Here is a 20,214-nt window from a genome sequence, read left to right as displayed (position 1 = left end):
GGCGGTTTCGCGGGTGTGACGTCGGTCAAAGCCCCTGTGGCGCGGGGTCTCCCCCCTCCCCCGTGGGGGGTGTGGGTGGGGGTGGGGGGGTGTGTCTTGAATCGATAGCGGCGGGCGCGCTGCACGGTCGTGCCCCTCTCCCAACCCTCTCCCCGTAGGGGAGAGGGCTAACAGTCAGAACCCGATCACGTTCGACCGGGTGAAGCGCCTGGCCTCTTCCGCCGTCAACAGCCGGCGATCCTCACTGGCTGGCCCCGCCCCCGGCCCCATAGTCCCGAACTCGCGCAGCCGCGCCTCGGGCGGCGTCAGGCGGCGCTGCTCGCCCTCGGGCCCCTTGTACCCCATCCAGGTCCAGCCTTCGCGGCGGACATGCGCGTCCATCCAGCAATCGAGGAATGCCGCCTGGCCGAGCAGGGCCATGTTGCCGCCGGCGCGCCAGGGGCGGCCAAGCCAGGCCGAATGATCGGGCACGCCGGGCTCGCGCGTCAGCCGGCAGCGGGAGAAGACCAGCCCGAATTCCTGCGCGGCGGGCGTGCTGGGCGCGGCGACGAAGCCGAAGCCCTCGGCGCCCGGCACATTGCGGGTGACGACCTCGCAGCCTTCGAACCAGGCCGCGGCGCCGCCGAAGATGAAGTCCACCCCGCCGACGATGCGCGTGCCGGTCACCAGCGTGCGGGTGTGGAGATAGAAGGTGTCCTGATAGCCGAGCAGGGTGCAGCGATCGACCACGGTGCGATCCGCCCCGCGCCCGATCGCCAGCGCCACCGCCTGGGCGCCATTGCCGGCGCCGTCGCGGCGCGCGCCGATATAGTCGAAACTGTTGCGGATCGTCAGGCCGCGCAGCGTCACGCCCTTCGCGGCGATGGTCAGCGTGCCCGATCCGCCGGTGCCCCAGCTGCCGCCGCCCGGCCTGGGCGTGCCCGCCGCGGTGCCATATTGCAGGACCGTGCCGGGGCTGCCCTGGATCGTCACGCCGGGCGCACGGACGGTGAGCTTCTCGGTGAAGATGCCGGGCCTGAGCAGGATGCGGAAGGGCCGCCCCGCCCGCTCCGCTTCGGCCAGCGCGGCGCCGAGCGTGCCGGTGGCAGGATCGACCACTGCGTCCCACACGCCCTCCGCCCGCGCGGCGATCGGCAGTGCCAGCGCGCCGGCGAGGAAGGCGCGCCGGCCGCTCATCCCCAGCGATAGTTGAAGCTGATGCTGATCCGCTCTTCCTTGCCCGAGCCGGGCGGCACTTCATGGCGTAGCCAGCTTTCCCAGAGCAGCACGGTGCCGGGCTCGGGCAGGATCTCGACGAAGCTCCGCAGCCCCTCCGGCGCGTCCTCGAGCCGGGTGGGCGCGGCCATCATCATCGCCAGACGCGGATCCTCGAGCTTGAGCCCGCGCGCGCCCTTGGGCAGCGCGACATAGAGCGTGCCCGAAACGACGCTGTGCGGATGGATGTGCGCGCCGTGCCCGCCCTTGCCGTCGAGCACGTTCACCCAGAGGCTGTCGAGCTTGAGCTTCTTGCCCCCCAGATCGAAGGCACAGGCCTTGGCGAAGCTGGCGACATGCTTGTCGAGCAGGCGCTTGAGATCGGCGAAGTTCGGGTCGCGGATCGGCAGGTCGTCGAGCGAGGCGTAGCTGGTATAGCCGCGATAATGGTTCTCGCGGCACCAGCGGCGCCCGGCCATGTCGTCCTCGGCGAGTTGGAGGCACGACTCCTCCAGCATCTCGAGGAGATCGGGATCGCCCAGCGGCTGCTCGTAGAGCAGGGTGGAGAAGAGCGTGCGCATTCTCCTACCCCGTCACCCCGGCCTTGTGCCGGGGTCCACCGGGAGGCGAGAAATGGACAAGAGGCGTGAGGTGCAGACGGCGCGCCACCGTGGACCCCGGCACAAGGCCGGGGTGACGGTTTAGACCTGCCCGCACGCACGCGCCTTCGCCTGAGATCCCGGCTTTCGCCGGGATGACGGCTTGTGGCACGGGAAGAACAACCTCAATACGCACGCGCCACCAGGATGCGCTCCACCGCCGGGGCGCCGGTGAAGATGCAGGTGCCGGTGGCCGGCGCCGCGTCGTTCGGCACGTTGCGGAAGGTGAGCTTGAGCGCCTTGAGCCGCTCGACCACCTTGTCGAGATCGGCGCCGCTCGGCTTCGACCACTCGACCTCGACCCAGCCGGGGAACTTGCCGGCCTTGTCGAAGAAGCTCTCCAGCCCGGCAAAGTCGGTCACGTCGCGGACGATGTTCGCGTCGGTGCGCGCCTTGGCCTCGTCGAACAGCGCCTTCTGCACCGCTTCGAGCTGGCCGACCGCACCCTCCAGGAACGCGTCGCGGGCGACGATTGCCGAATTGAGCTTGCCGTCCTCGCGGTAGAGATCGGTGCGCATCGTGACCGAGACATTGCCCCCGGCCATGTCGCGCCCGCCGACCTCGACGACGAGCGGCGCGCCCTTCTTGATCCAGCCCCAGCGCTTGGTGACTGCCTTGGCCGCGCGCAGGTCGAGCAGCGCACGGACGGGCTCGCCGAACGCGACCTGCCTGGCCAGCGCCTGCTGCACGCCCTTGCAATAGTCGATCAGCGCGGCGTCTTCGTCGTTGTCGCGCAGCATCGGCACGATCACGACCTGCCAGGGCGCGACGCGCGGCGGCACGCGCAGGCCGTCATCGTCGCCATGCGTCATGATCAGCCCGCCGATCATCCGGGTCGACATGCCCCAGCTCGTCGTCTGGGCGAGCTCCTGCTGGCCTTCCGAGTTCTGGAACTTGATGTCCTGCGCCTGGCTGAACGTGGTGCCGAGGAAGTGGCTGGTGCCGGCCTGGAGCGCCTTGCCGTCCTGCATCATCGCCTCGATCGAATAGGTCGAGACCGCGCCCGGGAAGCGCTCGTTCTCGGGCTTCTCGCCGGCGATCACCGGCATCGCCACGCACTCTTCCGCGAAGCTGCGATAGACCTCGAGCATCTTCATCGTCTCTTCGCGCGCTTCCTCGACGGAGGCATGGGCGGTGTGCCCTTCCTGCCAGAGGAACTCGGCGGTGCGCAGGAACATGCGGGTGCGCATCTCCCAGCGGACGACGTTCGCCCATTGGTTGATCAGCACCGGCAGGTCGCGCCACGACTGGACCCAGCGGCTGAACGCGGCGCCGATCACCGTCTCCGAGGTGGGGCGCACCACGAGGGGCTCCTCCAGCTTCGCCTCGGGATCGGGGATCATCTTGCCGTCCTTGTGGATCAGCCGGTGATGCGTGACGACCGCCATCTCCTTGGCGAAGCCGTCGACATGCTCGGCCTCCTTCTCGAAATAGGAGAGCGGGATGAACAGCGGGAAATAGCAATTCTCGTGGCCGGTCGCCTTGATGCGATCGTCGAGCAGGCGCTGGATGCGCTCCCAGATGCCATAGCCCCACGGCCGGATGACCATGCAGCCGCGCACGCCGCTCTCCTCGGCCATGTCGGCCTCGGTGATGACGGTCTGATACCATTGGGCGAAGTCGCCCTCTCGCGTGACGCTCAGTGCATGCTTGATCATGGGGAAGGCCTGTAGTTGCGCACCACGCCTGCGGCAAGAACCCTTCCCCTCCCTGGAAGGGAGGGGCTAGGGGTGGGTTGCCATCCCCGGGCCATGGCGCTTGTGGAGGCTCACCTACCCCCGACCCCTCCCTTCCAGGGAGGGAGTGAGAATTGATGCCGCAGCGAGAACAGCAAACCGACCACATCCTCAAGGGCATCCTGCTGCGTCTGTTCGCAGTCGCCTGCCTTGCGACCATGTCGGCGCTGATCAAGCTGGCCGAGGCGCGCGGCGCCGGGCTGGCCGAGACGATGTTCCACCGCCAGCTCTGGGCGGTGCCGCTGGTGACCGCCTGGGTGGCGGCCGGGCCGGGCGGGCTGGGATCGGTGCGCACCCGGCGCTTCGGCGCGCATGTCTCGCGCACCGCCGTGGGCCTTACCGGCATGGTCTTCACCTTCGGCGCGGTGCTGCTGCTGCCGCTGGCCGAGGCGACCACCTTCCAGTTCACCGTGCCGATCTTCGCGACGATCCTTGGCGCAGTGCTGCTCAAGGAGCCGACGGGCTGGCACCGCTGGGGCGCGGTGATCATCGGCTTTGGCGGCGTGCTGATCGTCACCCAGCCGTGGAACGCGCATATGCCGATCTTCGGCGCGACCGTGGGCCTGCTCGCCGCGCTGTTCGTGGCGATCGTCGCGATCCTGCTGCGCCAGATCGGCAAGACCGAGGCGACCGGGACCACCGTCTTCTGGTTCTCCGTGCTGTCGGTGCCGGTGCTGGCGATCCCCTATGCCTTCGCGTTCAGGCCGCACGATCCGCTGACCTGGGCGATGCTGGTGGGCATCGGGCTGATCGGCGGCGTCGGCCAGCTGGCGCTCACCGGATCGGTCAAGCACGCGCCGGTGAGCGCAGTGGTGCCGATGGACTATTCGAGCCTGATCTGGGGCACGCTCTATGGCTGGGCGATCTTCGGCATGTGGCCGAGCGGCTGGACCTGGCTGGGCGCGCCGGTGATCATCGCCAGCGGGCTCTACATCGTCTGGCGCGAGCGCAAGCGGGGGATTCCCGATCCGGCGGTGACCAGCGCGGAGATGGAGCCGGTGTAGGTCCCCTTTCCGTGTCATCCCCGCGAAGGCGGGGATCTATTGGCACTGCGGGCAATGAGACTCGCAATAGCCAGCCAGAATGGATCCCCGCCTTCGCGGGGATGACGGTCAGGCGTTCAGCCCTTCCGATACACCAGCATCAGATTGTTCGCGGGCATCTCGACCAGCCGCGCCAGTGCCAGGCCGTGCGCCGCCGCGACTTCGCTCACCGCCTCCACATATCGCAGCCCGAAGCGCGGGTCCTTCTCCTTGAGCCACAGCTCGAAGGCTTCGTTGGACGGCGCCGTCTCCACGCCTTCGCGGCGATAGGGCCCATAGAGGATCAGCGGGGCGCCCGAAGCCAGCACCGCCCCCGCCCCGGCCATCAGCCCGAGCGTCGCTTGCCAGGGGCTGATATGGACCATGTTGACGCAGAGGATCGCATCCGCCGCGGGGAAGGCGCCGCCGGCCGCGTCGATCTCCAGCGGGGGCAGCACGTTCGCCATCCCCGCGGTCCAGGCGGCGATCGAGGCGAGCGCATCGGCATCGGGATCGCTCGGCTGCCAGGTGAGGCCCGGAAAGCGTTCGGCGAAGAACGCGGCATGCTCGCCGGTGCCGCTGGCGATCTCGAGCACCCGGCCGGCGGGCGGCAGCGCCTCGGCGAGCACCGCGGCGATCGGATCGCGGTTGCGCTCGGTGGCGGGTGCGTGGCGCTTCACGCGGCGCGCGCTTCCTCGAGCAGCCGGCGCGCGCGCAGGAACATCTCGACCCGCTGCATCGTCAGCATGCCGAGCGCGAAGGCGATCAGCACATCGGTCATCGCCATCACGTCGAAATGCACGCCGGGAATGCCGAGCGACTCGGCGTTGCGCGCACCGGTGCGGATCAGCACCAGCACGATGATGAAGGCCATCGCCGCGAGCGAACCGCGCTGCGAGATTTCGTGCGTCTCCGGGTTCACCTTGATGTGCATCATCCGGCCGCGCTGCCAGCCGAGCGCCGCCCCGGCGAGCAGCGCGGCGAACGCCACCGCCCAGGTCATCGGCGAGGGCGGCAGGTTCCAGAAGGTCACGCCGGCGATCACGACGTACAGCGCCGGCACCACCCACAGCCATTCGATCTTGAGCGGCCGCTCGCGGGTCAGCCGGCGCATGCGCAGCGTCAGCACGACCAGGATGATCGCGATCGGGATGAGCTGGAACCACGGGCTGGGATGGCCGGCTTGTACGTGCATGAAATTCCCCCGAAACTTGCCTCGGCAACCTGCCGGTGCCATATATCGACAACACACTCTCCATGCCAGCCGAGATGGCAGGAAAAGGCAAGAGGATTGCGCATGCGGCCACGCCGGTCCATCAGGGCCCCCGGAGGGTTCATGGACATCGATCAGGATAGCGCGGGCGTGAAGTTCATGCCGCCGGCGGCCTTTGCGGGCACGCTGGTAGTGGGGCTGGCGCTGGGCCGGTTCCTGGGCAGCCCGGGCCTGCCGCTGAGCAATTCGACCGAGCGCGGCATCGGCTGGCTCGCGGCGATCCTGGGCATCGGCATCGTCTTCTCGGCGATCGGGCTGTTCCGCGCCGCCGGCACCGATACCCAGCCCTGGAAGCGCACCACGACGCTCGTCACCGACGGCGTCTATCGCTGGTCGCGCAACCCGATGTATTTCGGCATGGCGCTCGCCTATGCCGGCGTTGCGATCTGGCTCGACAGCCTGGTCGCGCTGCTGCTGCTGATCCCGGTCGTGTTCGTCATCCAGAAGGAAGTGGTCGAGCGCGAGGAGAACTATCTCGCGGGCAAGTTCGGCGAACGCTACCTGGCCTATAAGGGCGCCGTCCGCCGCTGGATCTGAACCGGCAGGCTTGACGCACGTTAAGAGGGCATGATCGACGCCCTCACCTTGCCCGAGCCCCTGCTCCGCCGCATCGGCGCCGCCGCGAGCGAGATGATGGGCAGCGCGCCCGGCATGGACTTCGATTTCGCCGCGCCCGCGGGCGAGCCCGCGCTGGTCTCCGCGGATTCGGTTTCGTGGCGGGTGTTCAAGAATCCGGTGAGCCTGTTCATCGGCGGCGTCGCGGCGGTGCTGCTCGAGCTGGCCGAGCCCGGGGTGCGCGACGGGGTGTGGCAGCATTCGAGTTTCCGCACCGATGCGCTCACCCGGCTGCGCCGCACCGGGCTGGCGGCGATGATGACCGTCTATGGCCCGCGCAGCCGCGCCGAGGCGATGATCGCCGGCGTGGTGCGCGCGCATGGCCGGGTAAGCGGCACCACCAGCGAAGGCGCGCCTTACAGCGCCAGTGATCCGGTGCTGCTCGACTGGGTGCAGGCCACGGCCTCCTACGGCTTCATCCGCGCCTATCACGCCTATGTGACGCCGCTCAGCTACCGCGAGCGCGACAGTGCGCTGGCCGAGGGCGCGGCGGTGGCGCGGCTCTATGGCGCGGTGGGCGCGCCGACCAGCGAGGCGAAGATGGCGGCGCTGTTCGCGGGGATGGACGTGCGGCTGGTGCCCTCGCCGATCATCGGCGAATTCCTGGAGATCATGCGCACGGTGCCGGCGCTGCCCTGGGTCGCCCGCCCCTTCCAGCGCACGCTGCTGCGCGCCGCGGTCTCGCTGCTCCCCGATCCGCTGATCGACCGGCTGGGGCTGGAGGAGTGGCGGCTGCGCGGGTTCGAACGCAGGCTGGTGAAGCTGGTCGCCGGCGTCGCGGACCGCGTGCCGCTGCTCGACTCCCCGCCCGCCAGGGCGAGCGAGCGGCTGGGGCTGCCGGCGGACTGGTTGTGGCAAAAACGATAAATCCTCTCCCGGAGGGAGAGGGGGACCGGCGCCGAAGGCGGTGGTGGAGAGGGCCAGCCCCAAGCGGCATCGCCCGTGGAAGGCCCCCTCCACCGCCTTCGGCGGTCCCCCTCCCCCTCCGGGGGAGGATTAATTACTCCGCAGCCTCCGCCACCACCGGCGGCTTCCACGCGAGCACCGGCTTGCGCGCGGCGAGCGTCTCGTCGAGGCGGCGGCGCGGAGCGAAGTGCGGGGCGGTCTTGACCGTAGGATCGCCGTTCTTCGCACGGGCCGCCACGCTGCGGAACGCGCCGATGAACTGGTCGAGTGTCGCCTTGCTCTCGGTCTCGGTCGGCTCGACCAGCATCGCGCCGTGGACGACGAGCGGGAAATAGACCGTCATCGGGTGATAGCCCTCGTCGATCAGCCCCTTGGCGATGTCGATCGTCGACAGGCCCTCGGGCAGGCCCTTATCGCTGAAGATCGCCTCGTGCATGCACGGGCCGTACTTGGCGAAGGGCGCGTCGAGCACGTCCTCCATGCTGCGCAGGATATAGTTGGCGTTGAGCACCGAATCCTCGGCGACCTGGCGCAGGCCATCGGCGCCGTGGCTGAGGATATAGGTGAGCGCGCGCGTGAACATCCCCATCTGGCCGTTGAACGCGGTCATCCGGCCGAAGGTGCCGGCATGATGCTCGCCTGCGGTTTCCTCCTCGACGAGGTGGAACTTGTCGCCGTCCTTCTCGACGAACGGCAAAGGCGCATAGGGCGCCAGCGCCGCCGACAGCACGACCGGACCCGAACCCGGACCACCGCCGCCATGCGGGGTGGAAAAGGTCTTGTGCAGGTTGATGTGCATCGCATCGACGCCGAGATCGCCCGGACGGACCCGGCCGACGATCGCGTTGAAATTGGCGCCATCGCAATAGACATAGCCGCCCGCCGCATGGACCGCGTCCGAAATCGCCTTCATGTCGCGCTCGAACAGGCCGCAGGTATTGGGATTGGTGATCATCACGCCGGCGATGTCCGGGCCCAGCCGCGCCTTGAGCGCTTCGAGATCGACACGGCCGTCCTCGGTGGCGGGAATGTCCTCGACCGAGAAGCCGGCGAACGCCGCCGTCGCCGGGTTGGTGCCGTGCGCGCTGGTCGGCACGAGCAGGATCTTGCGGTCCTGCTGGCCCTGCGCGTCGAGCGCCGAGCGGATCGCGAGGATGCCGCAGAGTTCCCCGTGGGCACCGGCCTTGGGGCTCATCGCCACCGCCTGCATGCCGGTGAGCGTGATCAGCCAGTGCGCGAGCTGGTCGATGACCTCGAGCGCGCCCTGCACCGTGTCGACCGGCGCGAGCGGGTGGATGTCGGCGAAGCCCGGCAGGCGCGCCATCCGCTCGTTGAGGCGCGGATTGTGCTTCATCGTGCACGAGCCGAGCGGGAACAGGCCCAGGTCGATCGCGTAGTTCTGGCGGCTGAGGCGCGTATAGTGGCGCACCGTCTCGGGCTCGGAGAGACCCGGCAGGCCGATCTCGCTCGAACGCTCGAGCCCGCCGAGGCGCGACTTGGCCTGGGGCACTTCGCCGAAATCGACGCCGGTGGTTTCGGACGATCCGATCTCGAAGATCAGCGCTTCCTCGAGCATCAGCGCGCGGTTGCCGGTGAAGGTCGAGAGATTGCCGACTTCGCCTGCCTGCGGGGTGGTCGGGCGCCAGCCGGACTGGTTGATCGTGCTCATGCCAGCACCTCCGAATTGCGGACAGCACCAACCCCGTTCGGGCTGAGCTTGTCGAAGCCCCGTCCTTCCTGGAGGACGGCGGCAAAGAAGAACGGCCCTTCGACAAGCTCAGGGCGAACGGAAATATTCCGGAGATCGCTCATGCCAGCACCTCCTCGAGCGCGGAGGCAAGCGTCTCGACGTCCTCCGCCGTAGTGGTTTCGGTGACGGCGACGATCAGCCCCGTGCCAAGATCGGTGGCCGAAGGATAAAGTCGGCCGAGCGATACGCCCGCCAGGATGCCCTGATCGGCGAGCTGGCGAACCACCGGGCGCGCTTCCTTCGAGAGCTTCAGGGTAAACTCGTTGAAGAAGGTCGGGGTGACCAGCTCGACCCCCGGCACCTGGGCCAGGCGATCGGCGGCGGCCGAGGCGCCGGCATGATTGATCGCGGCGAGCTGGCGCAGGCCCTTCTCGCCGAGCAGGGTCATATGGACCGACATGGCGAGTGCGCACAGCACCGAGCTGGTGCAGATGTTCGACGTCGCTTTCTCGCGGCGGATATGCTGCTCGCGGGTGGAGAGCGTCAGCACATAGCCACGCTTGCCCTCGGCATCGACCGTCTCGCCGCACAGGCGGCCCGGCATCTGGCGGACCAGCTTCTCCGAGCAGGCGAACAGGCCGACATAGGGCCCGCCGAACTGGAGGCCGACGCCGAGCGACTGGCCCTCACCCACCACGATGTCCGCGCCCATCTCGCCGGGCGACCGGATCGCGCCCAGCGCCACCGGCTCGGTGACGACGGCGACGAGCAGCGCCTTCTTCGCATGCGCGGCTTCGGCAAGCTTGGAGAGATCCGCGATGCGGCCGAGGATGTCGGGATACTGGACCACGACGCACGAGGTGTCGTCATCGATCTGCGCGATCAGGTCGTCGGTGTCGGGCGTCGGCGACAGGGTCGGGACCGAAGTGACCAGCTGGTCGCCGGTGAACTTGGCCATGGTCTCGGCAACCGAGACATAATGCGGATGCAGCCCGCCCGAGAGGATCGCCTTGCCGCGCTTGGTGACGCGGCGCGCCATGGTGATGGCTTCCCAGCATGCCGTCGAGCCGTCGTACATCGAGGCGTTCGCCACGTCGCAGCCGAGCAGGCGCGCGATCTGCGACTGGAACTCGAACATCATCTGCAGCGTGCCCTGCGCGATTTCCGGCTGATAGGGCGTGTAGGCGGTGAGGAACTCGCCGCGCTGGATCAGGTGATCGACGCTGGCCGGCACGTGGTGGCGATAGGCACCGGCGCCGAGGAAGAAGGGCGCAGCCCCCGCGGCGAGGTTCTTCGCCGCCAGCTTCGTCATGTGGCGTTCGACCGCGAGCTCGCTGGCATGCATCGGCAGGCCCTTGATCGGGCCATCGAGCACGGCGCTGGCGGGAACGTCGGCAAAGAGATCGTCGATCGAACTGGCACCGATGACGCCGAGCATCGCCTCGCGATCGGGCTGGGTAAGGGGCAGGTAGCGCATTGTTTTCTTCCTGACGCCGTCACCCCGGCGAAAGCCGGGGTCTCAGGCAGCAGGCGCGACGCCGAGACGTTACGCCAATTGGCACGAGATCCCGGCTTCCGCCGGGATGACGATTTAGAGCTTCGAGACGTAGTCCTGATAAGCGCTGTCGTTCATCAGGCTCTCCAGCTCGCTCGCGTCCGACAGCGTCAGCTTGAAGAACCAGCCTTCGCCCTCGGGGTCTTCGTTGACCAGCGCCGGGTTGTCGGCGAGTGCCTCGTTGCCCTCGATCACGGTGCCCGAGACGGGCGCATAGACGTCCGACGCGGCCTTGACCGACTCGACCACGGCGGCATCGTCGCCCTTCGAGACCTGCTTGCCCTCTTCGGGCACTTCGACGAACACGATGTCGCCGAGCTGGCTCTGGGCATATTCGGTGATGCCGACCGTCGCGGTCTCGCCATCGACGTCGATCCACTCATGGTCTTCGGTGAAATAGCGGCTCATGTCTTACGCTCCCTTTCGGACATAGCGGTGGGGGACGAAGGGCATCTTCACGACCTCCGCCGAATGGATCTTGCCGCGCTGGGCAAGGGTGATCTTGGTGCCGGGCTCGGCGCTCGCGGCGGGCACATAGGCCATGGCGATCGGCTTCTGCAGCGTCGGCGCGAAGCCGCCGCTCGTGACCTTGCCGACTTCATTGCCATCGGCGTCGAGCACCAGCCCGCCCTCGCGGACCGGCTGGCGGCCCTCGACGACCAGGCCGACGCGCTTGAGGATCGGGCCGTTCTCGCGCTCGAGCATGATGCGTTCGTGCCCGGGGAAGCCGCCTTCCTCGCGGCGGCGCTTCTTGAGCGCGAAGCCGAGCGCGGCGGAAACCGGGGTGGTCTCGGTATCGAGGTCATGGCCGTAGAGCGGCAGGTCCGCCTCGAGGCGGAGCGAATCGCGGGCACCGAGGCCGATCGGCTTCACTTCGGGCTGGGCGGTGATCGCGTCGGCCAGCGCTTCCGCGCCTTCGACCGGCACCGAAATCTCGAAGCCGTCCTCGCCGGTATAGCCCGAGCGGCTGATCCACAGCGCATGGCCCTGCCACTGGAAGGCAGCGCCCTGCATGAAGACGAGGTCCGAAACGCCGGAAATCACCCGCTCCAGCGCAGTGACCGCCTCGGGCCCCTGCAAGGCGAGCAGGGCATGATCCTCCATGTGGTTCATGCCGATCTCGTCAGGCAGGAACTCGCGGAAATGGGCGATGTCGTCCCATTTGCAGGCGCCGTTGACGACCATGTACACTTCGCCCTCGGCGATGCGGGTGAGCATCAGGTCGTCGAGGATGCCGCCATTCTCGGCCATCAGCAGCGAATAGACCGGGTGCGAGAGCCTGGCGGCCTGGATGTCCGCCGGCATCAGCGCTTCGAGCGCGGCTTCGACACCTTCGCCGGTGAAGGTCAGCTGGCCCATATGGCTGACGTCGAACAGCCCGGCATGCTCGCGCACCCAAAGGTGCTCGGCCATGATGCCCTCATACTGGACGGGCATTTCGTAGCCGGCGAAGGGAACCATGCGGCCGCCCCTGGCGCGGTGCCACTGATCGAGCGGCAGCAGGCGCAGTTCTTCCGCGCCCTCCCCGCCTTCGGGATCGCCGCTCAAGGGCTGGTCCTGGACTTGCTGGCTCATCGCGGCACTCCGGATTCGAGAAGGACTCGATGAAGCGGCGCGGAATCCTCGCGCACCGTTCCATCGCCCCCTCTGTCACGGAACCTGAGAGCTTTCGCCAGTTGCCTGGCTTACCCCTTCGGTGGGACGTGGCCGGGCCGCGTCCGCTTTCCAGAGTGTCGTGTACGCGCGGTCCCTGGTGCCTGAGAGATTCCGGGGCGGTTGCTCCTTCGGCGGTGGGTTGCCCCACACTCTCCCGCGCGTGCTGTTGCGACGCAGCGAGACTTGGCCGCGCCCGCGATTCGAGTCAATCGCCTATCCGTCATCCCGGCGAAAGCCGGGATCTCGTGCCGCATGCCATCACCGCCTGAGACCCCGGCTTTCGCCGGGGTGACGGCTTGCATCAGCGCGTGACGTTGTACTTCAGCTGCTCTTCGGTCAGCTGGAAGCCGACCAGCGCCTCGAAGGTCGCGGAAAGCACGGCGCCGCGCACCGAGGGATCGGCCAGCGGGTCCATCGCCGCGGCCTGCTCGCCGGCCTTGCGCTTCTCGCTCAGCCGCTTGCGGACGTCGTCGGGCAGCGTTGCGGCGCTGCGATCGACATAGGTGGTCGCGGTGCCGGTGGCCTGGGCGCGAATCTGGCCCGGCTCGAAATGCACGGTGACGCGGTTGATCCGCTTGGCGATGACCGAAGTGCCACCGCGCACCACCGTGACGAAATAGGGGAAGCTCACGTCGCGCGCGCCATCGGCGTTCTGGCGACGGGCGAGCACTTCGAAATTGACCGTGGTCACCACCTGCGGGCCGGCATCGTCGCAGGTCGAGGTGACGTTGGTCATCACCGCGTTGACGTCGATCGCGCTCGCGTCGCGGCTGTTCGCCGGATTGAAGATCGTCATGTCACCGGTGCCGGCCGGAATGCCGACATGCGGGCAGGCCGAACGCACCGCCGTGACGCCGACGCCGCCCGAGGCATCGATCTCGCCGGTTTTTGCGCACGCGCCAAGCGCGAGCGGGATTGAAGCGATAACGGCGAGGTTGCGGACCAAGACGGAAACCCTTTCAAACACACGGGACCAGAGGGGTCCAAAACGGCGCGCACCATAGGAACCGCGTTGAGCCCGCGCAAGCAATCGCGTAGGTGCGAGGCAGAACTATGGCCGACGCTTCAAAACCCTATCTCGAGCTGCTGATCGCAGCGCCCCGCGGCTTCTGCGCCGGGGTCGACCGCGCCATCCGCATCGTCGAGTTGGCGATCGAGAAATATGGCGCGCCCGTCTATGTGCGCCACGAGATCGTCCACAACAAGTTCGTGGTCGACAGCCTGAAGGCGAAGGGTGCGATCTTCGTCGAGGATCTCGATCAGGTGCCCGATGGGGTCCCGGTGGTGTTCTCCGCGCACGGCGTGCCCAAGGCAGTGCCGGCCAAGGCAGAGGAGCGCGGGCTCGACTATCTCGACGCCACCTGCCCGCTCGTCTCCAAGGTCCATCGCCAGGCCGAACGGCTGGTCAATGCCGGGCGGCACATCCTGTTCATCGGCCATGCCGGCCATCCCGAGGTGATCGGCACCTTCGGCCAGGTGCCCGAAGGCGCGATGAGCCTGGTCGAGACGCCCGCCGATGCGGAGCGGGTGCAGGTCTCCGATATCGAGAACCTTGCCTTCCTCACCCAGACCACGCTCTCGGTGGACGATACCGCGGCGACGCTCGAAGTGCTCAAGCGGCGCTTCCCCAACATCCTGGCGCCGGGGCCGAACGACATCTGCTACGCCACCACCAACCGCCAGGGCGCAGTGAAGGCGATCGCTTCGTCGGTGGACCTGATGCTGGTGATCGGCAGCCGGAACTCGTCCAACTCGCTCCGCCTCGTCGAAGTCGCCGAGCGCCAGGGCACCACCGCCTATCTGATCCCCCGCGCCGAGGACATCGACTGGGCCTGGTTCGACGGCGTCGGCACCGTCGGCGTGAGCGCAGGCGCCTCCGCCCCCGAGCTGCTGGTGCGCGAGCTGGTCGACAAGCTTTCCGAGCGCTTCGAAGTGAGCGAGCGCGAAGTGGAGACGGTGCCCGAGAACGTCACCTTCAAGCTGCCGCGCGGGCTGGAAGCGGCGTGATCCAACTTTGCCGGCCGAAAGAATAACCCGTTCGTGCTGAGCTTGTCGAAGCACCGCACTTTCTACTAACCGCGGAAGCAGGACGGCCCTTCGACAAGCTCAGGGCGAACGGGGGTTTCGGACGTTGGCAGTCTATACGCAGGTATCGGCGGAAGCGCTGAGCGCGTTTCTCGAAAAGTTCGACGTCGGCGAGCTCGTCTCGGCCAAGGGCATCGCCGAGGGCGTGGAGAACTCCAACTATCTCGTCGATACCAGCAAGAGCCGCTTCATCCTGACGCTGTACGAGAAGCGCGTGGCGGCGGGCGACCTGCCCTATTTCATGGCGCTGCTTGAGCATCTGGCGGACAAGGGCCTGCCGGTGCCGCCCGCGGTACCCGATCGCGACGGCACGCTGATCCACGACCTGGAGGGCCGCCCGGCCTGCCTGATCCAGTTCCTCTCCGGCGTCTCGGTCTCGCACCCGACGCCCGCCCAGGCGCGCGCCGCCGCCGAGTCGATGGGCAAGCTGCACAAGGCCGCCGCGGACTTCGCGCTCGATCGCCCCAATTCGATGGGGGTCGCCGAATGGCAACCGCTGTTCGAGCGCTGCGGCCGTGAGCTCGATACGATCCAGCCGGGCCTGTACGACCGTGCCGGAAAGGCGCTCGACACGATCCTCGCCGCCTGGCCCAGCGACCTGCCGACGAGCGCGATCCATGCCGACCTGTTCCCCGACAATGTGCTGATGCTCGGCAACCGGGTGACCGGGCTGATCGACTTCTATTTCGCCTGCACCGATATCCGCGCCTATGACCTGGCGGTGATGCACGGCGCCTGGGCGTTCGACGGCAAGGGCGAGAATTTCTCGCCGGAAGTCGGCGCTGCGCTGATCGAGGGCTACACCGCCAGCTTCGGGCTGCGCGCCGACGAGTGCGCCGCCCTGCCGATCCTGGCCGAAGGCGCGGCGCTGCGCTTCTTCCTCACCCGCGCCTGGGACTGGCTCAACACGCCGGCCGACGCGCTTGTCACCAGGAAAGACCCGCTCGCCTATATGCGGCGGCTGGACTTCTATGCGGAGAAGGGCGACGCGCTGTTCGCATGAGCGAACTGCAACATGTCGAAATCGCCACCGACGGCGCGTGCAAGGGCAATCCCGGCAAGGGCGGCTGGGGCGTGGTGCTGCGCATGGGCACGACCGAGAAGGAAATGTCCGGCGGCGAGAAGCACACCACCAATAACCGCATGGAGCTGATGGCCGCGATCCGGGGGCTGCAGGCGCTCAAGCGGCCGTGCCGGGTGACGCTGCATACCGACAGCCGCTACGTGATGGACGGCCTTACCAAATGGATCCATGGCTGGTTGAAGAACGGCTGGAAGACCGCCGACAAGAAGCCGGTGAAGAACGCCGACCTGTGGCAGGAGCTGCTCGCCGCCGCCAAGCCGCACCGGGTCGAATGGGTCTGGGTCAAGGGCCATGCCGGCCACCCCGACAATGAGCGCGCCGACAAGCTGGCCAGCGACGCCGCGATCGCAGCCTGATCGAAAATCCCCGCAATATTATCCGCGGACATTACCCCTCGCTTCAATGAATAACCTCGGATAGGATCGGATATTATTCGGCCAGGCATGGGGGTGCCCGATGTCGATCAACGATATGATCTTGGCTGTACTTTCGATCATCACGCCGATCATTGCAGCCATTTCGGGTATATGGGGCCTAACCCGCGAAACAACCACAAAGGGGGATGACGGGCAGAAGCAGCTGACTGCCGCGGGCCGGGTTGCAATCGGCCTCTCCTGCATCAGTGCCCTTATCGCCGTGACGAGCATCGGGTTTCGCGCGATGATCGACAATTACAAGCAGCGCATGCAGGCCGAGCAGGCGCGACAGGCCGCGGCCGACGCCCGCCTGCTCGCAGCCGAGCAGCAACGCAAATATGCCGAGGAGGTCCGCTGGCGCGACTTCAATCGCGGCCAGCAGGAACTGCTGAGCAACCTCGGCATCACGGCAACGCGCGAGGAAGGCGGGCGCGTGGTATCCAATCAGGAGCTGCTGGCGGCGATCGAGGAACAGCGCGATCGCGGCATCGCCTCGGATGCCCGGCTGTTCCAGCTCGCCCAGTCGCAGGGCATCGTGCTCCGGAGCCAGCCGCTCGGGTCGCTTCAGGTGGAGATCCGCTTCGGCGGTTTCACCGATGCGCAGTTTGCGGTTTTGAAGGAGGGATTCGATCAGGTCTCCATCTATCCCGAGACCGACGATGAATATGGCAGATTGGCCGATGCGCGCGGCTTCTACGACGACAGCAATCGCTATCGCGCCGTATTCGTGCCGATGCTCGAGATGATGATGGGCGACAGCGACGCGCCGGACGAGACGGACAGCCTGATCCTGGCGATCGACATCGACGGCACTGGCGCCTGGGTGCTGCCGATGGGCGTGACCCTGGAACCGGGCCCGCGCGGGCTGGTGTTCAACGAGTCGTGGCTGGCGGCGGTGGGCAACCCCAACGACGATGCGCAGGACGGGCTCCAGGAGATCGGCGGATGCACGGTGCCCCAAGCCACCTTCGACCAGCGCCGCAAGGAAATCTCGATCGAGATGACGCTGCTCGGCAATTGCCTGCCCTACGCCATCCACCGCGCCGGCGCGGCGAACCTCGTCGCGCGCCTGACCGATCACCCCACGGCAGTGATCTACCGCAACGGCAACAAGTCCTTTCCGATACGGGGCTCCAATGTGGCCGACATCAGCGCCTGGACGAGCCGGCATTGCTGGGGTGCGGCGTCTCCATCGGCAAATGCAAAGCCCTATATCCGGATCGTCGCGATCCCCAACCGGCGCGCCGACCTGACCGTTCGCAGCACGCTGCATTTCGCCGGAATCGGCGACATGACCTATCAGCCGACCTATTATGACGGACGCGAAGACTGGGATGCCGGCCGGTGCGCCAAGTTCCGCTGAGGCGACGCCGAAGCCCGAACCGTCAGTTGCCTGCGCCGCCGCGCCCCAGCAGCCAGGTAAGCGCGCTCTCCGCGCGATCGAAGATCTGCATATAGGGCTGAGTCATCTCGCGCCGGATCTGCATGCGCGCGACGGCGCTTTCGGTCACGACCGCAATACGGCTGGCCACGGGAAACCCGGCAAAGTGGCGGCGAAAGGCCTGCAGCGCCTCCTGCCCCTGCACGCCGCTGCGGCGCATGTCCATGCGCAGGAGATAGCCGGGCGCGAAGCCCTCCGCATCGAACTGGTCGCGCAGCTTGCGGGCATAGTCGCCCACCCGGTCGGGCTCGAACATCGCAAGCCACTCGATATCGAGAAGGTTGAGTTCTTTCCGGAACGCCACACGGTACATTCCGGCCGCCATCGCAGCGAAAAGTTAACGGACCGTCGCCCCTGCGCTCAGTCGTCGGCCTTGACGAAGAACCGGTCGATCACGTCGCGCGCCAGCCGCGCCGGACGCAGCGTCTCGGCATCGAGGCAGCACCAGCTCGACTTGACCTCGGCCAGCACCTCGCCGCCGCGGCGGATCACCGTCTCGTAGAAAGCGCGTGCGCCCTGAACCTTTTCGAGCAGCACGGTCGCGACGACATCGTCGTCGAGGAATGCCGGCTTGCGATAGGTTATCTCATGCTTGAGCGCGACCCAGAGATGCTCCGCCACCGCCTCCACGGGCGCCAGCGCCTGCCAGTGGCTGATCACCGCTTCCTGCACCCACTTCAGGTAGGACGCGTTGTTGACGTGCCCCATGAAGTCGATGTCGTCCTGGGCGACATCGATCGGGAACTCATAGGGGAGCGCGGTGCCGGACATATTCCAGCATCATACGCCAGATGGGGTTTCGAAGCGACTAAAATCCCCGGAAAACCGCGGATTCCAACGAATCCGCAGATGCCGTAGCGTCACCCGATCGTTCAGGCTGCGGCAAGGCCGGCGGCAGATAACCAGGAGCGTCGGGTGCCCTCCCATGACAGGGGACCATATGAAGCTTCACCACACTGCGCCGGCCCTGCTGCTGCTGGCCGCGACCGGCTGCACTCCACTCCAGATGCGCCCGCCCGCCACCCCATTCGACCAGACCGAGGAGGCGGTGCTGCACGGCATCGACTGGCAGGAAGCGGGCAGCTTCACACTCGCCGGCAGTTCGGGCCGCTATGCCCGGGGTGCCGGCTATGACTGGTTCGGCGACGTGATGGAACTGCGCGGCGGCGCCGGGTTCGTCGCCGCAGGCGACGGCATCACCGGCGAGCTGAGCGCAGCCTGCAACTCCTCCGCCACCGACATGGGCAGCGGCGCCCTCACCATCCGTACCCGCAACATCGCCTATCGCTGCCGCTTCGCCCGCGATCGCCATCCGATCCCTGCGCGGCTGGTGCTCGACGAGCGCACCGCGCTGCTCGACCGACGTGAAGGGCATATCGAACTGGGCGGGGCGCGAATCGAACTGCGGTCCGAGCATCACATGCTCGGCAGCTCGGTGCCGGTGGCGAAGCCGCTGGGCTATGTCTTTTCGGCAAATGGACAGGCAATCGGCGGCATCGACCTGAACGGCAGCGCCAAGCGCGTCTTCCTGCCGCGAGACCCCGCGCTGCGCGAGGCGGCGCTCGCCGCCGCACTGGCACTCGCGCTGTTCATCGATGCGGAAGTGGGCGAGGTTGCCGACTGAATTGGCCTTACCACTTGACTTGGGTACGTCGGACCAACATCGTCGGGCATAACCGCGACAACAGCGGCACCTAGACGGGGATGACCGAATGACACGCAAGCTCGCCGCCGCGCTGGCCGGCGCCGCCCTGGCCACGTCCGGAAGCGGCCTCGCCCGGCCGCCGGCACCGGCCGAAGCCGCTACTCCTGCCCTTCCCAGCCGCATCCAGGTGATGGCGTCGATGGAACGCGTTGCCGACTGGCAGCTCACGCATATGGACGATCTGACCTACATGCCCGCCGCGCGCCCCAGCACCAAGCGGGCGCGCGACTGGCAGCAGGCCACCTTCTGGGTGGCGCTGACCCATCTCGCCGACCGATCGAGCAGCGTGCGCTACAGGGACGCGATCTTCGCCAAGGGCACGGAGGAAGGCTGGCGGCTGGGCGACCGGCTCTATCATGCCGACGATCACATCATCGGCGCGGCCTGGATCTGGGCGGCGCGCAAGGGCGCTGGCGCCCAGGCGATCGCCCCGATGCGCGCCGATTTCGACAGGATCCTCGCCGCGCCCAAGACCAACGCGCTCAAGTTCATCGCCCCGACCACCGGCGATCCCGAATGCACCACCCGCTGGTGCTGGTGCGACGCGCTGTTCATGGCGCCGCCGACGCTCTGGGGCCTGTCGAAAGAAACGAAGGACAAGCGCTACGCTGCGTTCGCCGACCGGGAATATCGCGCGACCACTGCCTATCTGTTCGACAAATCCGAGCATCTCTATTTCCGCGACAGCCGCTTCTTCGATCAGCGGGGGAGTCACGGCGAGAAGCTGTTCTGGAGCCGCGGCAATGGCTGGGTATTTTCCGGCCTTGCCCGGATGATCCCCGAGATTCCCGCCGGCGATCCGCGCCGTGCCTATTATATCCGCCTGTTCAAGGAGATGGCCGCAAAGCTGGTCACGCTCCAGCGCGGCAACGGCTATTGGCCGCCCTCGCTGCTCGCCGATCCGGAGCGCTCGCAGGACGAATCGAGCGGCACCGGCTTCTACGTCCATGGCATGGCCTGGGGCATCAAGGCTGGTCTTCTCGATCGCAAGACCTATCTTCCCGCAGTTACAAAGGGTTGGGTGGCGCTCGAAAGAGCCGTTCAGCCAAATGGCATGTTGGGCTGGGTACAGCAGGTGAGCGACCGGCCCGACGTGGTGAAGGCCGAGGACGCGCAATTCTATGGTACGGGCGCCTATCTGCTCGCCGGCGCCGCGGTGTATGATCTGACGAGGTAA

22 protein-coding genes and 1 riboswitch are annotated in these 20,214 nt (G+C 67.4%); of the genes, 9 read left to right on the top strand and 13 right to left on the bottom strand.

All coding sequences use genetic code 11. The annotated features are described in order from the left end of the window. Window positions 1-174 precede the first annotated feature (174 nt). From P6144_RS17765 to proS, 3 genes are all read right to left on the bottom strand, one after another. Window positions 175-1,176 carry a pectinesterase family protein gene (locus P6144_RS17765; protein ID WP_277769153.1) on the bottom strand — a complete coding sequence of 334 codons (1,002 nt, stop codon included), beginning with the start codon at window positions 1,174-1,176 and terminating at the stop codon, window positions 175-177. Continuing rightward, entirely contained in the window at window positions 1,173-1,775 is a 603-nt protein-coding gene (locus P6144_RS17760; RefSeq protein WP_277769152.1) for a TIGR02466 family protein, read from the bottom strand. The genes P6144_RS17765 and P6144_RS17760 overlap by 4 nt, the downstream gene beginning before the upstream one ends. A gap of 203 nt (window positions 1,776-1,978) precedes the next feature. Continuing rightward, window positions 1,979-3,511 carry a proline--tRNA ligase gene (proS, locus tag P6144_RS17755; protein ID WP_277769151.1) on the bottom strand — a complete coding sequence of 511 codons (1,533 nt, stop codon included), beginning with the start codon at window positions 3,509-3,511 and terminating at the stop codon, window positions 1,979-1,981. Between the two features lie 155 nt (window positions 3,512-3,666). Between proS and P6144_RS17750 the strand changes: the two genes are divergently transcribed. Beyond that, a complete protein-coding gene (locus P6144_RS17750; RefSeq protein WP_277769150.1) occupies window positions 3,667-4,593 on the top strand; it encodes a DMT family transporter in 927 nt (308 codons plus the stop codon). A 116-nt stretch (window positions 4,594-4,709) separates the two neighbouring features. On the opposite strand, the gene P6144_RS17745 is transcribed toward P6144_RS17750, so the two are convergent. Beyond that, complete coding sequence (locus P6144_RS17745) at window positions 4,710-5,291, bottom strand: DUF938 domain-containing protein (RefSeq protein WP_277769149.1); 582 nt, start codon at window positions 5,289-5,291, stop codon at window positions 4,710-4,712. Beyond that, window positions 5,288-5,806 carry a CcdC protein domain-containing protein gene (locus P6144_RS17740; RefSeq protein ID WP_277769148.1) on the bottom strand — a complete coding sequence of 173 codons (519 nt, stop codon included), beginning with the start codon at window positions 5,804-5,806 and terminating at the stop codon, window positions 5,288-5,290. The genes P6144_RS17745 and P6144_RS17740 overlap by 4 nt, the downstream gene beginning before the upstream one ends. Window positions 5,807-5,947: 141 nt before the next feature. Here P6144_RS17740 and P6144_RS17735 point away from each other — a divergent pair, with 141 nt between their 5' ends. After that, a complete protein-coding gene (locus tag P6144_RS17735) occupies window positions 5,948-6,421 on the top strand; it encodes an isoprenylcysteine carboxylmethyltransferase family protein (protein WP_277769147.1) in 474 nt (157 codons plus the stop codon). Window positions 6,422-6,451: 30 nt separating this feature from the next. Continuing rightward, complete coding sequence (locus P6144_RS17730) at window positions 6,452-7,366, top strand: oxygenase MpaB family protein (protein ID WP_277769146.1); 915 nt, start codon at window positions 6,452-6,454, stop codon at window positions 7,364-7,366. 133 nt (window positions 7,367-7,499) lie between these two features. Here the strand turns inward: P6144_RS17730 and gcvPB are convergent, their stop codons facing one another. From gcvPB to P6144_RS17700, 6 genes are all read right to left on the bottom strand, one after another. After that, window positions 7,500-9,074 carry an aminomethyl-transferring glycine dehydrogenase subunit GcvPB gene (gene gcvPB / locus P6144_RS17725; protein WP_277769145.1) on the bottom strand — a complete coding sequence of 525 codons (1,575 nt, stop codon included), beginning with the start codon at window positions 9,072-9,074 and terminating at the stop codon, window positions 7,500-7,502. Continuing rightward, window positions 9,071-9,217 (bottom strand): hypothetical protein, encoded by a 147-nt coding sequence (locus P6144_RS17720; protein WP_277769144.1) that lies wholly within the window; start codon window positions 9,215-9,217, stop codon window positions 9,071-9,073. The genes gcvPB and P6144_RS17720 overlap by 4 nt, the downstream gene beginning before the upstream one ends. Continuing rightward, complete coding sequence (gene gcvPA / locus P6144_RS17715; protein ID WP_277769143.1) at window positions 9,214-10,572, bottom strand: aminomethyl-transferring glycine dehydrogenase subunit GcvPA; 1,359 nt, start codon at window positions 10,570-10,572, stop codon at window positions 9,214-9,216. Before gcvPA ends, P6144_RS17720 begins: the two co-directional genes overlap by 4 nt. Before the next feature lie 114 nt (window positions 10,573-10,686). After that, entirely contained in the window at window positions 10,687-11,058 is a 372-nt protein-coding gene (gcvH, locus tag P6144_RS17710) for a glycine cleavage system protein GcvH (protein ID WP_277769142.1), read from the bottom strand. A 3-nt stretch (window positions 11,059-11,061) separates the two neighbouring features. Next, window positions 11,062-12,225, bottom strand: coding sequence for a glycine cleavage system aminomethyltransferase GcvT (gene gcvT, locus P6144_RS17705; RefSeq protein ID WP_277769141.1), 1,164 nt, complete (start codon window positions 12,223-12,225; stop codon window positions 11,062-11,064). A gap of 159 nt (window positions 12,226-12,384) precedes the next feature. Continuing rightward, window positions 12,385-12,473: riboswitch (glycine riboswitch) on the bottom strand. A 134-nt stretch (window positions 12,474-12,607) separates the two neighbouring features. Continuing rightward, complete coding sequence (locus P6144_RS17700) at window positions 12,608-13,252, bottom strand: hypothetical protein (protein WP_277769140.1); 645 nt, start codon at window positions 13,250-13,252, stop codon at window positions 12,608-12,610. 107 nt (window positions 13,253-13,359) lie between these two features. Here P6144_RS17700 and ispH point away from each other — a divergent pair, with 107 nt between their 5' ends. From ispH to P6144_RS17680, 4 genes are all read left to right on the top strand, one after another. Beyond that, on the top strand, window positions 13,360-14,313 hold the full coding sequence (gene ispH / locus P6144_RS17695; RefSeq protein ID WP_277769139.1) for a 4-hydroxy-3-methylbut-2-enyl diphosphate reductase: 954 nt from the start codon (window positions 13,360-13,362) through the stop codon (window positions 14,311-14,313). A gap of 124 nt (window positions 14,314-14,437) precedes the next feature. Beyond that, a complete protein-coding gene (gene thrB, locus P6144_RS17690) occupies window positions 14,438-15,394 on the top strand; it encodes a homoserine kinase (RefSeq protein WP_277769138.1) in 957 nt (318 codons plus the stop codon). Continuing rightward, entirely contained in the window at window positions 15,391-15,831 is a 441-nt protein-coding gene (gene rnhA, locus P6144_RS17685) for a ribonuclease HI (protein ID WP_277769137.1), read from the top strand. The genes thrB and rnhA overlap by 4 nt, the downstream gene beginning before the upstream one ends. 280 nt (window positions 15,832-16,111) lie before the next feature. Continuing rightward, window positions 16,112-17,254, top strand: a complete 1,143-nt coding sequence (locus tag P6144_RS17680; protein WP_277769136.1) for a hypothetical protein — start codon at window positions 16,112-16,114, stop codon at window positions 17,252-17,254. Between the two features lie 22 nt (window positions 17,255-17,276). Here P6144_RS17680 and P6144_RS17675 read toward each other — a convergent pair whose 3' ends face one another. Both P6144_RS17675 and P6144_RS17670 read right to left on the bottom strand, forming a co-directional pair. Beyond that, the gene (locus P6144_RS17675; protein ID WP_277769135.1) at window positions 17,277-17,645 is read right to left on the bottom strand and encodes an STAS/SEC14 domain-containing protein; all 369 of its coding nucleotides are present in this window, start codon (window positions 17,643-17,645) and stop codon (window positions 17,277-17,279) included. Between the two features lie 47 nt (window positions 17,646-17,692). Beyond that, window positions 17,693-18,103 carry a thioesterase family protein gene (locus P6144_RS17670; protein WP_277769134.1) on the bottom strand — a complete coding sequence of 137 codons (411 nt, stop codon included), beginning with the start codon at window positions 18,101-18,103 and terminating at the stop codon, window positions 17,693-17,695. Window positions 18,104-18,272: 169 nt separating this feature from the next. Between P6144_RS17670 and P6144_RS17665 the strand changes: the two genes are divergently transcribed. Together P6144_RS17665 and P6144_RS17660 are read left to right on the top strand one after the other, a co-directional pair. After that, window positions 18,273-18,956: a hypothetical protein gene (locus P6144_RS17665; RefSeq protein ID WP_277769133.1), complete on the top strand. Its 684-nt coding sequence runs from the start codon at window positions 18,273-18,275 to the stop codon at window positions 18,954-18,956. 88 nt (window positions 18,957-19,044) lie between these two features. Next, window positions 19,045-20,214 (top strand): glycoside hydrolase family 88 protein, encoded by a 1,170-nt coding sequence (locus P6144_RS17660; RefSeq protein ID WP_277769132.1) that lies wholly within the window; start codon window positions 19,045-19,047, stop codon window positions 20,212-20,214.

This window comes from Sphingomonas sp. HITSZ_GF (genome assembly GCF_029543155.1).
Lineage (GTDB): Bacteria > Pseudomonadota > Alphaproteobacteria > Sphingomonadales > Sphingomonadaceae > Sphingomonas.
Note: the sequence above shows the minus strand (reverse complement) of the source record. Positions and strands in the feature narration are given on the sequence as shown.

Excerpts from the sequence above, each read along its gene's own strand:
- rnhA (WP_277769137.1), top strand. The coding sequence starts at position 15,391 with ATGAGCGAACTGCAACATGTCGAAATCGCCACCGACGGCGCGTGCAAG.
- proS (WP_277769151.1), bottom strand. The coding sequence starts at position 3,511 with ATGATCAAGCATGCACTGAGCGTCACGCGAGAGGGCGACTTCGCCCAA.
- gcvPB (WP_277769145.1), bottom strand. The coding sequence starts at position 9,074 with ATGAGCACGATCAACCAGTCCGGCTGGCGCCCGACCACCCCGCAGGCA.
- gcvH (WP_277769142.1), bottom strand. The coding sequence starts at position 11,058 with ATGAGCCGCTATTTCACCGAAGACCATGAGTGGATCGACGTCGATGGC.
- P6144_RS17660 (WP_277769132.1), top strand. The coding sequence starts at position 19,045 with ATGACACGCAAGCTCGCCGCCGCGCTGGCCGGCGCCGCCCTGGCCACG.
- P6144_RS17670 (WP_277769134.1), bottom strand. The coding sequence starts at position 18,103 with ATGTCCGGCACCGCGCTCCCCTATGAGTTCCCGATCGATGTCGCCCAG.
- P6144_RS17760 (WP_277769152.1), bottom strand. The coding sequence starts at position 1,775 with ATGCGCACGCTCTTCTCCACCCTGCTCTACGAGCAGCCGCTGGGCGAT.
- P6144_RS17750 (WP_277769150.1), top strand. The coding sequence starts at position 3,667 with ATGCCGCAGCGAGAACAGCAAACCGACCACATCCTCAAGGGCATCCTG.
- P6144_RS17735 (WP_277769147.1), top strand. The coding sequence starts at position 5,948 with ATGGACATCGATCAGGATAGCGCGGGCGTGAAGTTCATGCCGCCGGCG.
- P6144_RS17765 (WP_277769153.1), bottom strand. The coding sequence starts at position 1,176 with ATGAGCGGCCGGCGCGCCTTCCTCGCCGGCGCGCTGGCACTGCCGATC.
- P6144_RS17730 (WP_277769146.1), top strand. The coding sequence starts at position 6,452 with ATGATCGACGCCCTCACCTTGCCCGAGCCCCTGCTCCGCCGCATCGGC.
- gcvPA (WP_277769143.1), bottom strand. The coding sequence starts at position 10,572 with ATGCGCTACCTGCCCCTTACCCAGCCCGATCGCGAGGCGATGCTCGGC.
- gcvT (WP_277769141.1), bottom strand. The coding sequence starts at position 12,225 with ATGAGCCAGCAAGTCCAGGACCAGCCCTTGAGCGGCGATCCCGAAGGC.
- ispH (WP_277769139.1), top strand. The coding sequence starts at position 13,360 with ATGGCCGACGCTTCAAAACCCTATCTCGAGCTGCTGATCGCAGCGCCC.
- P6144_RS17665 (WP_277769133.1), top strand. The coding sequence starts at position 18,273 with ATGAAGCTTCACCACACTGCGCCGGCCCTGCTGCTGCTGGCCGCGACC.
- P6144_RS17720 (WP_277769144.1), bottom strand. The coding sequence starts at position 9,217 with ATGAGCGATCTCCGGAATATTTCCGTTCGCCCTGAGCTTGTCGAAGGG.
- P6144_RS17675 (WP_277769135.1), bottom strand. The coding sequence starts at position 17,645 with ATGTACCGTGTGGCGTTCCGGAAAGAACTCAACCTTCTCGATATCGAG.
- P6144_RS17740 (WP_277769148.1), bottom strand. The coding sequence starts at position 5,806 with ATGCACGTACAAGCCGGCCATCCCAGCCCGTGGTTCCAGCTCATCCCG.